The sequence below is a fragment of the Lentibacillus juripiscarius genome, from assembly GCF_042685205.1.
In the GTDB taxonomy this organism is placed as follows: domain Bacteria; phylum Bacillota; class Bacilli; order Bacillales; family Amphibacillaceae; genus Lentibacillus; species Lentibacillus juripiscarius.
The window spans coordinates 79,920-94,568 of record NZ_JBHUNA010000007.1 but is presented as its reverse complement, the minus strand read 5'-3'; the positions used below and the strand labels follow the sequence as shown (position 1 = coordinate 94,568).

Annotated in this window: 14 protein-coding genes and 1 riboswitch; of the genes, 13 read left to right on the top strand and 1 reads right to left on the bottom strand. The window is 49.0% G+C overall.

What is annotated here, in order from left to right; all coding sequences use genetic code 11:
* Positions 1–45 precede the first annotated feature (45 nt).
* Positions 46–480, bottom strand: a complete 435-nt coding sequence (locus tag ACFSUO_RS04520; protein ID WP_382391504.1) for an Hsp20/alpha crystallin family protein — start codon at positions 478–480, stop codon at positions 46–48.
* A gap of 120 nt (positions 481–600) precedes the next feature.
* On the opposite strand from ACFSUO_RS04520, the gene ACFSUO_RS04515 reads away from it, so the two are divergent.
* From ACFSUO_RS04515 to purD, 13 genes are all read left to right on the top strand, one after another.
* Positions 601–1,227: a DUF2179 domain-containing protein gene (locus tag ACFSUO_RS04515; protein ID WP_382391502.1), complete on the top strand. Its 627-nt coding sequence runs from the start codon at positions 601–603 to the stop codon at positions 1,225–1,227.
* 166 nt (positions 1,228–1,393) lie between these two features.
* Positions 1,394–1,493: riboswitch (purine riboswitch) on the top strand.
* A 118-nt stretch (positions 1,494–1,611) separates the two neighbouring features.
* Positions 1,612–2,103: a 5-(carboxyamino)imidazole ribonucleotide mutase gene (gene purE, locus ACFSUO_RS04510; protein ID WP_382391500.1), complete on the top strand. Its 492-nt coding sequence runs from the start codon at positions 1,612–1,614 to the stop codon at positions 2,101–2,103.
* Positions 2,090–3,220 carry a 5-(carboxyamino)imidazole ribonucleotide synthase gene (purK, locus tag ACFSUO_RS04505; RefSeq protein ID WP_382391498.1) on the top strand — a complete coding sequence of 377 codons (1,131 nt, stop codon included), beginning with the start codon at positions 2,090–2,092 and terminating at the stop codon, positions 3,218–3,220. Before purE ends, purK begins: the two co-directional genes overlap by 14 nt.
* Positions 3,217–4,515: an adenylosuccinate lyase gene (gene purB / locus ACFSUO_RS04500; RefSeq protein ID WP_382391496.1), complete on the top strand. Its 1,299-nt coding sequence runs from the start codon at positions 3,217–3,219 to the stop codon at positions 4,513–4,515. The genes purK and purB overlap by 4 nt, the downstream gene beginning before the upstream one ends.
* A gap of 3 nt (positions 4,516–4,518) precedes the next feature.
* The gene (purC, locus tag ACFSUO_RS04495) at positions 4,519–5,232 is read left to right on the top strand and encodes a phosphoribosylaminoimidazolesuccinocarboxamide synthase (RefSeq protein ID WP_382391494.1); all 714 of its coding nucleotides are present in this window, start codon (positions 4,519–4,521) and stop codon (positions 5,230–5,232) included.
* Positions 5,229–5,480: a phosphoribosylformylglycinamidine synthase subunit PurS gene (gene purS / locus ACFSUO_RS04490; protein ID WP_382391492.1), complete on the top strand. Its 252-nt coding sequence runs from the start codon at positions 5,229–5,231 to the stop codon at positions 5,478–5,480. The genes purC and purS overlap by 4 nt, the downstream gene beginning before the upstream one ends.
* Positions 5,477–6,160, top strand: coding sequence for a phosphoribosylformylglycinamidine synthase subunit PurQ (gene purQ, locus ACFSUO_RS04485; protein ID WP_382391490.1), 684 nt, complete (start codon positions 5,477–5,479; stop codon positions 6,158–6,160). The genes purS and purQ overlap by 4 nt, the downstream gene beginning before the upstream one ends.
* Entirely contained in the window at positions 6,144–8,369 is a 2,226-nt protein-coding gene (gene purL, locus ACFSUO_RS04480; protein WP_382391488.1) for a phosphoribosylformylglycinamidine synthase subunit PurL, read from the top strand. The genes purQ and purL overlap by 17 nt, the downstream gene beginning before the upstream one ends.
* The gene (purF, locus tag ACFSUO_RS04475) at positions 8,345–9,754 is read left to right on the top strand and encodes an amidophosphoribosyltransferase (protein WP_382391486.1); all 1,410 of its coding nucleotides are present in this window, start codon (positions 8,345–8,347) and stop codon (positions 9,752–9,754) included. Before purL ends, purF begins: the two co-directional genes overlap by 25 nt.
* 15 nt (positions 9,755–9,769) lie before the next feature.
* Positions 9,770–10,789: a phosphoribosylformylglycinamidine cyclo-ligase gene (gene purM, locus ACFSUO_RS04470; protein WP_382391484.1), complete on the top strand. Its 1,020-nt coding sequence runs from the start codon at positions 9,770–9,772 to the stop codon at positions 10,787–10,789.
* Positions 10,786–11,403, top strand: coding sequence for a phosphoribosylglycinamide formyltransferase (purN, locus tag ACFSUO_RS04465; protein WP_382391482.1), 618 nt, complete (start codon positions 10,786–10,788; stop codon positions 11,401–11,403). Before purM ends, purN begins: the two co-directional genes overlap by 4 nt.
* 112 nt (positions 11,404–11,515) lie before the next feature.
* Positions 11,516–13,039, top strand: coding sequence for a bifunctional phosphoribosylaminoimidazolecarboxamide formyltransferase/IMP cyclohydrolase (gene purH / locus ACFSUO_RS04460; RefSeq protein ID WP_382391649.1), 1,524 nt, complete (start codon positions 11,516–11,518; stop codon positions 13,037–13,039).
* 296 nt (positions 13,040–13,335) lie between these two features.
* Positions 13,336–14,607, top strand: a complete 1,272-nt coding sequence (gene purD, locus ACFSUO_RS04455) for a phosphoribosylamine--glycine ligase (RefSeq protein WP_382391647.1) — start codon at positions 13,336–13,338, stop codon at positions 14,605–14,607.
* The last annotated feature ends 42 nt before the right edge of the window (positions 14,608–14,649 follow it).

Genomic DNA, 14,649 nt, shown 5'->3' with positions numbered 1-14,649 from the left:
ACAAGAACGAAGCCCGGTCTGGTATTCGTGCTGCTGGATGTTCGGCTAGTCGTCATCATCCAATTGTATGTTCACTCTACTGCGGCTACTTTCATCTGAAATGAGTCTGTGGAGATGGATGATCAGCAGGCCATTCCGGTAGGACGCATGTACCTTGTCTTTTCGTACTGGAAAAGGGAGGGTAACTTCCCGATCAAAAACACCCTGAAGAATTTCGTCCTGGACGACTGTCCCGCCGGAATAGGTTATGTCGATAACACCTTTGAGTTCAAGGGTTGCATAGTCCACATAGATATCAACTTTATTCAGGTCGATTAAGCCTGGAATGCTGGCCACGCATATCAGCTCGTGATCATATTGATATATATTGATCTGTGGTATGGTTGGCTTCACGATATGATCAAATTCATTCCAAAACTGTTCGCCGAAGAAATGATCCATATTCTTACGCCAGTCAGCCATTTGTTTAAATGGATCCATGATTACACCCCATTTGGCAAGTGCTTTTACAATGTATGCATCGGTGGGTGGCCTGGTGAATAGAATGGTTTTGTCAATAATTCGGAAATCCGGCAGTAACCGGTTTTAGGAGGGGTTAAGTTGTTCGATAATGCGATTATCATGGTTGCTATCATTCTGGTCATTAATATTGTCTATGTTTCTCTGTCCACGATGCGCATGATTTTGACGCTGAAAGGGCGCCGTTATATGGCTGCTTTTGTCAGCATGTTTGAAATTGTGGTGTATGTTCTTGGCCTTGGTCTTGTCCTGGACAATTTAAATGAAATACAGAATCTTATCGCATACTCGGTTGGTTTCGGTACAGGTGTTATTGTTGGCACCAAAATTGAAGAAAAGCTGGCACTTGGCTACATAACCGTCAACGTCATTTCCTCAGATCCTGACATTGATTTCACAAGAAGACTCCGGGAGAAAGGATATGGTGTAACGAGTTGGTTTGCTTATGGGATGGAAGGCGACCGTCTTGCTATGCAAATTTTGACACCGCGAAAATATGAGCTGCAGTTGTATGAAACGATTAAAACGATTGATTCGAAGGCATTCATTATTTCATATGAGCCAAAACAAATCAACGGCGGCTTCTGGGTGAAGCAAGTGCGGAAAGGCCGGCTGTTTAATCAAAAGAAAAACAATACTGCCACTGGAACGGGAACAATGGAGAATCTGCCCCGTTCAAAGCCCGGCAATGATCAGGCGAATCAGTAGAGTTTCGCTGAAAGTGGGCTCGCTTAACGAAAAGCTGTGTAGAACTGCATTCGGCGCTCATCCAAGGTATGAATACCCCTCCGCACAAAAGACGAACGTTAAAAAAATATTAAACAAAAATGTTCGAATTATATTGACGGAACACCGGTAAAACTGTTATGATTAAAGCATCAAAAATACGGCACCTCATATATTTTCGGGGATATGGCCTGAAAGTCTCTACCCGGCACCGTAAATGCTGGACTATGAGGGAAGGTGAATCATTGCGTTCCTAGCAGTGGTCTGTACATCTATGTTCGAAAGTCTATTCATCTTCTCTCATTGGCCTGAGGGAAGAGAATAGACTTTTTTATTTTTTAGGGAATATACGAAAAGAGGGATACTATGGCTCAAGTCGGGGTTGTTATGGGGAGCATATCAGACTGGGAAACAATGAAGCATGCCTGCACGATGCTGGAAGAACTGCAAATTTCATATGAGAAAGATGTTATTTCCGCGCATCGCACACCAGCAGACACGGCGACATACGCAGCAACAGCACGTGAGCGCGGTTTGCGGGTAATCATAGCCGGAGCCGGCGGGGCTGCTCATTTGCCGGGCATGGTTGCAGCACAGACAACGCTTCCTGTTATCGGCGTTCCGGTACAGTCAAAAGCATTAAATGGGCTGGATTCGCTTTTATCCATTGTGCAGATGCCCGGCGGTGTACCGACAGCGACCGTATCCATCGGCGAGTCCGGTGCGAAAAATGCCGGCCTGCTTGCCGCACAAATGGTCGGCTCGTTTGATGATCTGGTGGCGGAACGGCTGCAGAAATACCGGGAAAGCATGAAAGAATCAGTGACCGAAATGAGGGATGAACTTGCCAAACAATAAAGTGATTTTTCCGCCGGAAACAATTGGAATTATCGGCGGTGGCCAGCTGGGACGGATGATGGCGATTGCGGCAAAGTATATGGGATATCGGGTTGCGGTCCTGGATCCCATAGCGGATTGTCCAGCAGCTCAAGTTGCAGACCGCCATGTAAAGGCTGCCTATGATGATGAGGCGGGCATCCGGAAGCTGACCGAAATGAGTGCCATCATTACATATGAATTTGAAAATGTCGATGTAGACACGGCTGCCATTGCCCGGCAGCAAGGCAAACTTCCACAGGGGACTGCCGCATTGGAAGTCACCCAGAACAGGCAAAGGGAAAAGACGGTCTTATACGAATCCGGTTTGCCGGTACCAGCCTTCTCCATCGTTACAAATGCAGAGGAATGTGCAGCTGCACTGGAACAGATGCAGCTGCCGGCCGTGCTGAAAACACTTAGCGGCGGGTATGACGGTAAAGGACAGCAAAAAGTAACGACGAAAGATGATGTACCGGCTGCTCGTACATTTGCTGACGAACATGACGCCTGCATCGCTGAAGAATGGATTGCATTTGACAAAGAAATATCGGTCGTATTCACACGGGCGCAATCGGGCGAAATCACTTTTTTCCCGATTGGGGAGAATGAGCACAGGGAGCAGATTTTATATAAGACTGAGGTTCCGGCGTCTATCGGCGAAACAGTGAACCAAAAGGCACAGGAGGCAGCGAAAATAATTGCTGAAAAACTGAATGTGGTTGGCACATTTGCCGTTGAAATGTTCGTGAAGGATGATGCCATTTATTTGAATGAAATGGCACCACGGCCGCACAATTCCGGTCATTACACGATTGAGGCGTGTAATGTATCACAGTTTCAGCAGCATATCCGGGCCATTTGCGGTCTTCCGCTTATCCCCGTCCGGCTGCTTCAACCGGCCGTGATGCTCAATCTCCTTGGGGAAGAAGCGCAACATGCACTGGCCATAGCTTCTGTCTGGGAGAACGGATTTGTACATTTTTATGGAAAAGAAACGGTAAAGCCGAAGCGAAAAATGGGGCATATCACGTTTGCTGGTGAAACGCCGGAAGCAGTCCATAACAGTATTGCTCTATACAAGGAGGAAATGAAATGATTGATCGTTATACACGAGAGGAAATGGGAGTTATTTGGACGGAGGAAAACAAATATAGGGCATGGCTGGAAGTAGAGATTCTTGCCTGTGAGGCCTGGAGCGAACTTGGTGTCATCCCCCCGGCTGATGCTGCGAAAATTCGTCAGAACGCTTCTTTCGACGTGGAACGGATTCATGACATTGAACAGGAAACAAGGCATGATGTCATTGCCTTCACACGTACTGTTTCGGAGTCGCTTGGAGAGGAGCGTAAATGGGTGCATTACGGCCTGACGTCAACGGATGTTGTGGATACAGCACAATCCTATCTGCTAAAGCAAGCCAATACTATTTTGCGAAATGACTTGCACCAGTTTCTGGACGTCCTTAAGGAAAAGGCCATCGAGCATAAATATACGGTCATGATGGGCCGGACGCACGGCGTTCATGCAGAGCCGACAACATTTGGCCTGAAACTTGCGCTTTGGTATGAAGAAATGAAGCGTCATCTCGAGCGTTTCGAGCAAGCAGCAAAGGATATCGAGTTTGGAAAGCTGTCCGGTGCTGTCGGAACCTATGCCAACATCGATCCTTATGTAGAAGAATACGTGTGCAAGCAAATCGGGCTGACGCCGGCACCGGTATCAACACAGACATTACAGCGCGACCGCCATGCTGCATATGTGTCGGCACTGTCACTTATCGCCACTTCCATTGAGAAATTTGCAACCGAAATCCGCGGTTTGCAAAAAACGGAAACACGTGAAGTGGAAGAACTTTTTGCGAAAGGACAGAAGGGGTCATCTGCCATGCCTCATAAGCGGAATCCGATTGGCTCCGAAAATATGACGGGGATGGCCCGGGTGCTGCGCGGGCATATGGTGACCGCTGCAGAAAATGTAGCCCTCTGGCATGAACGTGATATTTCTCATTCATCGGCAGAACGAATTATTTTACCGGATGCCACGACGGCGCTCGATTATATGCTTAACCGTTTTTCCGGCATTGTCCGCAAGCTGACTGTGTACCCGGACAACATGCGGGCGAATATCGACAAAACATATGGCGTTATTTTTTCACAGCGCGTGCTGCTAGCTCTTGTGGAGCATGGCATGACCCGTGAAGATGCGTATGATCTCATCCAGCCGAAAGCAATGGAAGCATGGGAAACAGGTACCCATTTCCGCCAGTTGCTGGAGGCAGATGAACAGGTCACCGCCAAACTGACGCAGACCGATCTGGACCACTGCTTTGATCCCACACACCATTTGAAAAACGTGGACCACATATTCCGCCGAATTGGACTGGAGGGCTAAAGGATGAAGGGAGAATTGTTGTACGAGGGGAAGGCCAAACGGGTATATCAGGCTGAAGATAAACCGGGCCAGCTCGTTCTGGCATACAAAGATGATGTTACTGCTTTTAACGGGGAGAAAAAAGATACCCTCCCCGGCAAGGCCCGCCTGAATAACGCCATTTCGTCCCATGTTTTCCAGGAGCTTCATGAGCGCGGCATCCGCACGCATTTCATTAAAAAATTGTCAGCAACCGAACAGCTTGTCCATCAATCCGACATCATTCCACTGGAAGTTGTTGTCCGGAACACGGCTGCAGGAAGCATGGTTAGACGGCTGGGAATCGAACCGAAGACAGCACTCACTCCGCCAGTTATTGAATTATTTTATAAAAACGATGTGCTGGGGGATCCGCTAATCAATGATGATCATGCCCTGCTGCTCAGTGACGTGATGTATGAGGATTTGAATGCAATAAAGGCACAGGCGCTGGAAGTAAACAGACAGCTGATTGATCTGTTTACTGCATCCGGAATTGAGCTGGTGGACTTTAAACTGGAATTTGGGCGTGTTGCAAGTGGCAACATCGTGCTGGCTGATGAAATTTCTCCTGATACATGCCGGCTTTGGGACATTGAGACTAGGGAAAATCTCGACAAAGATGTGTATCGCCAGGGAACCGGAGACTTGCTGGAAGTCTATGAAAAATTAATGACACGACTGGAGGCTGCGTTATGAAAAAAGTGATTGTCCATGTAACGCTGAAAGAGGGAGTACTTGACCCACAAGGCCAAACAATTGAAACATCCCTTCATTCGTTGGGATTTACGGAAGTGGAAGAAGTGCGGACAGGAAAGACGATTGAATTGCTGCTTGATAATCATGACAATGTGGAAGCACGTGTGCAAGATATGTGTACGAAACTTCTGGCCAATCCGGTTATCGAGGATTACCGAGTGAATGTGGAGGAGGCTGTCCAGTCATGAAATTTGCCGTTGTTGTGTTTCCTGGTTCGAATTGTGACCGTGATATGTACCATGTGGTGCGGGATATCTTGCAGGAAGAAGCAGATCTCGTCTGGCATGAATCTGGCAATCTGCAAGACTATGATGCTATTTTGCTGCCCGGCGGTTTTTCGTATGGCGATTATCTCCGGTCGGGAGCTGTTGCTGCCGTATCCGGTATGATGGATCGGGTGAAAGAACAAGCCGCACAGGGCAAGCCAGTATTAGGTGTCTGCAATGGTTTTCAAGTGTTGCTGGAATCCGGACTGCTGCCTGGCGCGATGCTTCCGAATGAAAAGTTGGCCTTTATGTGCCATCAGGAGCAGCTGGAAGTTGTCAGCAATCAGACCCTATTTACATCAGAGTACGACCAGGGGGAAACCGTTCAGTTCCCAATTGCGCATGGGGAGGGGAATTACTACTGCGACGCCAAGACAATGGCTGAACTGAAAGCAAACGGTCAAGTCGTTTTCACTTATAAGAACAACCCGAATGGGTCGGCTGGCGCGATTGCCGGAATCGTTAATAAACATGGGAATGTACTTGGCATGATGCCCCATCCAGAACGGGCGTCCGAAGCAATCATCGGCAGTGCGGATGGCATCAGACTGTTTCAGTCACTAGTTAAAAATTGGAGGGATGCACATGCTGTCAACGTCTGAAATGACACCGGAGACAATTGAGCAGGAAAAATTGTATCTTGACTTAGGGCTGAGTGAAGCGGAATATGTGCGGGTGAAACAAATCTTGCAGCGGCGTCCGAACTTCACCGAAACTGGCATCTTTTCTGTAATGTGGTCAGAACATTGCAGCTATAAAACTTCGAAACCATTGCTAAAGAAGTTTCCGTCAACGGCACCGCACGTCCTTCAGGGACCAGGAGAAGGTGCTGGGGTCGTTGACATTGGGGATGGCATGGCGGTGGTGTTTAAGATTGAAAGCCATAATCATCCGTCAGCCGTAGAGCCATACCAGGGTGCGGCAACCGGTGTCGGCGGCATTATCCGTGACGTTTTTTCGATAGGGGCGCGGCCAGTTGCGTTAATGAATTCGCTAAGGTTTGGAAATCCAGGGACAGGGAACGTGAATCATTTGTTTCAGGAAGTGGTCCGCGGGATTGCCGGCTATGGAAACTGTGTCGGCATTCCAACGGTTGGCGGTGAGGTGCAGTTTGACAACAGCTATGAGGACAACCCGCTTGTCAACGCGATGTGTGTTGGACTTATCCGCCACGAAGACATGCAGAAAGGAATTGCCTCAGGTGTCGGCAATACGGTCATGTATGCCGGGGCACCGACAGGACGGGATGGAATTCACGGTGCAACGTTTGCATCAGGTGATCTGACGGATGACTCCGATAAAGATCGGCCGTCCGTGCAGGTTGGTGACCCATTCATGGAGAAATTGCTCATTGAAGCATGCCTGGAAGCCATTCAGTCTGATGCACTCGTCGGAATGCAGGATATGGGGGCAGCCGGGCTGACATCATCAGCAAGCGAAATGGCCAGTAAAGCAGGAACCGGGATGATTATGAATTTGGATCTGGTACCAAAGCGTGAAGCGAATATGAGTGCCTATGAGTTAATGCTGTCCGAATCCCAAGAGCGCATGCTGCTTGTCGTGGAGAAAGGACGCGAACAGGAAATAATGGACATTTTTGCGAAATACGGTCTGGAAGCCGCGGCTGTCGGAGAAGTGACCGAAAATACATCATTCCGCCTGCTCCAGCATGGTACGACCGTGGCCGATATCCCGGTCGATGCCCTAGCGGAAGAAGCGCCCGTGTACCATATGCCATCAAAGGAAGCTGCTTATGTGAAAGCATTTCAGCAGATGGATGAAAGAATCCCGGAAGTAAATGACCACGCCGACATGCTGAAGCAGCTTTTACAGCAGCCGACCATCGCCAGCAAGGAATACGTCTATGACCAATATGATTCGATGGTGCAGACGAATACGGTCGTTACACCCGGGTCTGATGCAGCAGTTATTCGGATTAAAGGAACGGATAAAGCACTCGCCATCACCACTGACTGCAATTCCCGCTATTTGCATTTGGATCCGGAAACCGGCGGAAAGACTGTCGTCGCCGAAGCTGCCCGCAATATCGTTTGCTCCGGAGCTCAGCCGCTCGGTCTGACCGATGGATTGAATTATGGCAACCCAACGAATCCAGAAGTTTTTTGGCAGATGGAAAAAAGTGTAGAAGGTATGAGTGCGGCTGCCAAAATGCTTGAGACACCTGTCATTAGTGGAAACGTGTCCTTATATAACCAATCCAATGGCAAATCGATTTACCCAACGCCGGTGGTAGGCATGGTTGGCTTGGCATCGCTTGAAGATATAACACCGAGCTTCTTTCAGGAGACGGATGATCTGGTTTATGTCATTGGCGAGGCAAAACCTGAATTTGGGGGCAGTGAACTGCAGAAAGTTGTTTCCGGCAAATATGAAGGAAAGGCACCGGGGATTGATTTACAGGTGGAAGCGGATCGTCAGCAGCAATTGCTGCGGGGTATTCAAGCAGGTCTCATTCAGTCCGCACATGACCTTAGTGAAGGGGGATTGGCAATAGCACTGGCCGAATCAGTATTCACCGGCAAAGGGCTTGGCGTGGAGGTAGACTTAGCTGGGGATGCAACTGTCGCCCTTTTCAGTGAAACGCAGTCACGGTTTCTAGTAACCGTAAGGCCGGAGCATAAAGAAGACTTTGAAACAACAGTCGACAATGCAGTGCATATTGGCCTTGTAACAAACAACGATACACTACTTGTACGTGTCAACGGGACAACAAAAATAGAGGAAGACGTCAGCACACTTCACCAACTGTGGAAAGGGGCCATTCCATGCATGCTGAACAGAAAGGCATAAATGAAGAATGCGGAATATTCGGTGTTTGGGACCATCCACGGGCGGCGGAACTGACATATTATGGTTTACATTCGATGCAGCATCGTGGACAAGATGGCGCGGGACTCGTTGTCAATAGCGGAAGGCGGCTGAGGGCTCATAAAGGACTTGGCCTGGTCAATGATGTGTTTCAGGATGCCAGCTTCCAGGAACTTACGGGGAGTGCTGCCATCGGCCATGTACGGAATGCCACAGAAGGAAGTCATACGTATGAGAATGTGCAGCCGCTTTTGTTTCAGTCACAGACAGAGAGCATGGCGCTCGCACATAACGGCAATCTCATAAATGCAGACAGCCTTCGTACGGAATTGGAGCATGAGGGAAGCATCCTGCAAACGTCATCCGATATGGAAGTACTTGCTCATCTTATGAAAAAGAGCAGTATGGAAACAAACGAAACATCAATTGCAGATGCACTCAATCAGACAACTGGTGCATATGGCATTTTGATGATGACCGACGATACACTGTATGCTGCGCTGGATCCGAATGGTATTAGGCCACTGTCCATTGGCCGGCTTGGCGATGCGTATGTAGTAGCATCGGAGTCGTGTGCATTTGACCAGATTGGTGCGGTTTTTGAACGTGATGTGTTGCCCGGGGAACTGGTAGCCATTAATGATGACGGCGTGCAATCATCCCGATTCGCTATAAGAGGCCAGCGGAAAATGTGTTCCATGGAATATGTGTACTTATCAAGGCCTGACAGTGATGTGAATACAGTCAACGTCCACGCATCGCGAAAACAGATGGGAAAAGAACTCGCGAAAGAATCGCCGGCGAATGCAGATATCGTCGTCGGTGTGCCGGATTCCAGTATTTCCGCTGCTATCGGTTTTGCCGAAGCGAGCGGGCTGCCATATGAAATGGGAATTATTAAGAACCGCTATGTCGGCAGGACATTTATCCAGCCGACCCAGGACCTGCGGGAACAAGGTGTCAAAATGAAGCTTGCGCCTGTTAGGGGAATGGTGGCCGGAAAACGGGTCGTCATGGTAGATGATTCCATTGTACGGGGAACGACGAGTAAGCGGATTGTCGACATGCTGAAACACGCAGGCGCAAGTGAAGTGCACGTGCGGATTGCATCACCCCCAATTCAGCATCCGTGCTGGTATGGGATTGATATGTCGACATATAGAGAGCTGATTGCAGCCAATTACACACTTGAGGCGATAGGCGAGCTGATTGGAGCCAACAGCCTTGGCTTTCTGAGTGAACCAGGACTTGAAAAAGCAATCGTCAAAGACAAATCGCTTCACCAGGGAATTTGTACGGCATGCATGACAGGTGATTACCCGGTAGCGAAAGGTGCTGAAAGAGTATTGACCCACAAAAGGTCTTAAGAAGGGATGGCAACGATGGGAAACACATATAAGGAAGCTGGTGTAGATGTTGAACAAGGATACGAAGCCCTCAGACGAATGAAAACGCACATTAATCAGGCATCCCGGCCGGAAATGCTGGGTGGAATTGGAGCATTCGCCGGCATGTTCGATTTGAGCTCGTTTCAATATCAGGAGCCGGTGCTCGTTTCTGGTACAGATGGTGTCGGAACGAAACTCAAACTGGCAGTACAGATGAATAAGCATGACACAATTGGTATCGATCTGGTGGCCATGTGTGTCAACGACATCGCAGCCCAGGGTGCAGAGCCGTTATTCTTCCTTGACTATATCGCATGTGGGCAGACAAATCCGGATGTAACGGAACAAATTATCTCCGGTGTTTCAGCGGGCTGTATCGAGGCAGGTGCTGCATTGATTGGCGGTGAAACAGCGGAGATGCCGGGAATGTATGCACCAGATGCATATGATTTGGCTGGGTTTGCTGTTGGCATTGCTGAAAAGTCAAACCTTCTAACAGGAGAGTTGATTACTGCGGGGGATGCTGTCATCGGCTTAGCTTCCAGTGGAATTCATTCAAACGGCTTTTCCCTGGTTCGAAAGCTAGTAGAGGACTTTGACCTGAAAAAAATATATGCCGGAATGGATACCCCACTCGGCGAAGTGCTTTTAACACCGACAAAAATTTATGACAAAGCTGCCCAGGCGGTCATGCGGGAAGCAAATGTCAAAGGTATGGCACATATAACGGGCGGTGGTTTTTACGAGAATTTCCCCCGTTTGCTCCCGGACGGTCTGGGTGTGAAACTGAATGCCTCCAGTTGGCAGGAACCCCCTGTTTTCCGGTTTTTGCAGGACATTGGCGGTATCGCGGATGACGAAATGTACCGGGTCTTTAATATGGGAATTGGTATGGCGATCATTGTCCCACAAGAGGATGTGGACAGTGTCATGCACATTCTCAATGCTCATGGTGAAGCGGCATGGGTAATTGGTGAAACGGTGCCGGACGAAGGAGTGCATATACTACGATGAAAAGAATACGAGCCGCCATTTTTGCATCCGGTACCGGGAGCAACTTTCAGGCGATTATGGAAGAAGCAAATCTTCCGGTTGAAGTCGTACTCCTTGTCTGTGACCATCCCGGTGCGGCAGTTATTGAAAGGGCGGAGCAACACGGAATTGAAACATTGGTTTTTCAGCCCGGGGCATTTGCTAACAAAGAGGCGTACGAACAAACGCTTCTGGATAAACTGCAGGACGCTGGCGTCACGTGGCTGTTCCTGGCCGGTTATATGCGTATCGTCGGAACGGTGCTGTTGACCAATTATAAGGAAAGAATTGTTAATATTCACCCATCACTGCTGCCGGACTTTCCCGGAAAAGATGCTATTGGGAAAGTATTCCGGGCGGGGGTGGAAACAACTGGTGTCACAGTCCATTTTGTTGATGAAGGAATCGATACGGGCCCGATTATTGCACAGCAGGAAGTCCCTGTCCTACCTGAGGACACATTGGAAACGTTGACAGAACGGGTTCAACATGCAGAACGCCGTCTGTACCCAGCTGTAATCCGCCAGTTGCTGGAACAGGATGAAAGAAAACTGGACAATCACAAGACTGCTGATCACTATAGCAGACAATTTTAGAGAAATGCCAGATACTGAGGCAAAAACACTAGAATTGGAATCCGTGGAAAGGATCAGGCCAGCAACCAACACTACCGGCAATGCAAACTACGACAAAAGTGAGGAATGTACAATGAAACGACGGGTACTGATAAGTGTTTATGATAAACGTCATATTGAAGAATTCGCATCTGCTCTTGCCGGGATGGGTTATGAGATTATTTCCACCGGCGGGACGTTAAAGAAATTGCGTGAGGCTCAAATCGAAGCCACCGCAGTTGAAGACCTGACAGGTTTTTCAGAAATGCTGGACGGCCGTGTGAAAACATTACATCCAGCTATACACGGGGGGATTCTCGCCAATCGCGGGGAGAACGTACATCTGCAGCAGCTGGATGACAACGGGATCACCCCCATTGATATGGTGGTCGTGAACCTTTATCCATTTAAACAAACGATTGATCAACCAGGTGTGACCGAACAGACCATCGTGGAAAATATTGATATCGGCGGACCTGCTATGCTGCGGTCGGCAGCGAAAAATATGGACGATGTAACAGCTGTCGTTGATCCTGCTGATTATGAGCGTGTCCTGGAATCAATCCGCAATGGTGCGCTGGACCGGACAGAACGCAGGAAATTGGCTGCAAAAGTATTCCGCCACACAGCCCAGTATGATGCACTCATTGCAAATTATTTTACGGATGAAGCATTCCCGGAAAATTATACAGTTACGTATGAGAAGGCGCAATCACTGAGATATGGAGAGAACCCGCATCAGCAGGCCGCATTTTATAAAGATCCGCAACAGACAGAAATGAGCCTTGCATCGGCCAATCAGCTGCATGGCAAGCAGTTATCCTATAACAATATTCAGGATGCCAATGCAGCCCTGGCTATCATTGCTGAATACGATCATCCAGCGGCTGTTGCCGTGAAGCATATGAATCCAAGCGGCATTGGGGTAGCGAAAGATTTACAAGGAGCTTTTGCCAAGGCGTTTGCCGCAGACCCGGTTTCTATTTTTGGTGGGATTGTTGCCTGTAACCGACCAGTTGATGCGGATACTGCCAGCAAAATGCGGGAAATCTTTCTGGAAATTGTAATGGCACCCCGGTTCACGGAGGATGCGCTGGCTATTCTGACGGAGAAGAAAAATATCCGACTGCTGGAAGTGGATATGGAGAAGAGGGAATCGGCATCTCATCGGCTGACGGCTGTGAACGGCGGGGTGCTGATTCAGTCCGGTGATGACGGAGCTATTTCGGAAGATGAGCTAACTTATCCAACTGAAAGGCGGCCGACGGAAGCGGAGATGGCAGATCTGTCGTTTGCCTGGAAAGCAGTGAAACAAGTTAAATCAAACGCGATTGTGCTGGCAAAAGATGCGCAGACAATCGGTGTCGGTGCAGGACAAATGAACCGGATCGGTGCGGCGGAAATTTCCTTGAAACAAGCTGGATCGAAGGTAGAAGGGGCGGCGCTCGCTTCCGATGCATTTTTCCCGATGCCAGACACAGTAGAGGCAGCAGCAAAAGCTGGCATCACCGCCATCATACAGCCCGGCGGATCAAAACGCGATCAGGACTCCATTGATATGTGTAACCAGTACGGCATTGCCATGGTCTTCACAGGCATGCGGCATTTTAAACATTAACAAGTGCATTTTGTTTCCTAAATATAGGATTGATGAGTATAACTTAGGAAAATATGCCTGACAGCAAGTGGAAATATACGAGACTCCTGCGGGAAAAGCAAGCAATGCGAGACCCCGCAGGCGAGGTACGAGCTGAGGAGGCTTGCGGCTTGCCAAGCGGCAAAGAAGACACTGCGAAAGCGAACAGAGTGAGCTTAAGCAGATGTCGCGCTTGTGCCCTGTGGGTGAAAGCGAGTATATTTCCACTGCGTCATAAAGAGCATCTTGGAAAAATCCTAACGATGGAAGGTGTTTTTGTGAAAGTATTACTTGTCGGACGCGGCGGACGGGAACATAGCATTGCCATGAAGCTGTATGAAAGTGGCCAGGTCAATCAGATTTATGCAGCACCGGGCAACGGTGGCATCAGCGACATCGCCGTTTGTGCGGACATCGATGAGATGAATATTGACGGGTTGGCAGCCTTTGCTGTGGAGAAAGCCATCGATTTAACGATTGTCGGTCCCGAGAATCCGCTGGTAGCAGGGATAACTAACAAGTTTCATGAAGCAGGCCTGAAAATTTTTGCTCCGACAAAACAAGCAGCCATGCTGGAAGGAAGCAAACGGTATGCGAAGGACTTCATGCAAAAATACGATATTCCAACAGCCGCTTATGCCAGTTTTACACGGGCAGTGGATGCGAAAGCCTATATAAATAAGATAGGTGCACCGGTTGTGGTAAAGGCAGACGGGCTTGCTGGCGGTAAGGGTGTCGTTGTTGCTCATACCATCGTTGAAGCATGCCTCGCAGTGGACCGCTTCCTTACAGACAGCGGAAGCCCGCAAACACAACCGAGCATTGTCATTGAAGAATGTCTTGAGGGGCGGGAATTGTCACTGATGGCATTTGTTCATGAAAATAACGTATTTCCGATGCTTCCAGCGCGTGACTATAAACGGGCATTTGATCATGACCAGGGGCCGAACACCGGTGGAATGGGGGCATATGCGCCTGTAGAGGATGTATCATCTGAATCACTTGACGAAATAATCGAAACTGTTCTGCAGAAGGCTGCGGACGGCATTATGCGGGAAGGCTGCCCATTTACAGGCATTCTGTATGCAGGGCTGATGATGACAGAGGAAGGTCCGAAAGTCATCGAATTTAATGCACGATTCGGTGATCCAGAAACAGAGGTTGTGCTGCCACTCTTGAAAAATGACTTGCTGCAAGTGCTGCTGGACGTATTGGACGGAAAGGATCCACAGCTTTCGTGGGAACCAAAACATTGTGCAGGTGTGGTACTGGCTTCGGCGGGCTATCCGGAGGCGTATGAAAAAGGAATTCTATTGCCGGATCTCACGCCGGAGGACCGCGCCATCGTCGTACATGCTGGCACGCGCAAAACAGCTGACGGCATAGTCTCAGACGGTGGCAGGGTTCTGCTGGCCGGTTCCAAGGGCGATACGCTAACTCAAGCAATCAGCGGGGCTTACGGATGGCTAAAGCGTCACATACAAACCGATCGTTTCTTTTACCGGGGAGATATCGGTTCGACAGCGGCAAAAGCGGATTCTCCGGTATGAATAACGACACGAAAAGTGCGAAAAGCCCACATTTCATATGAG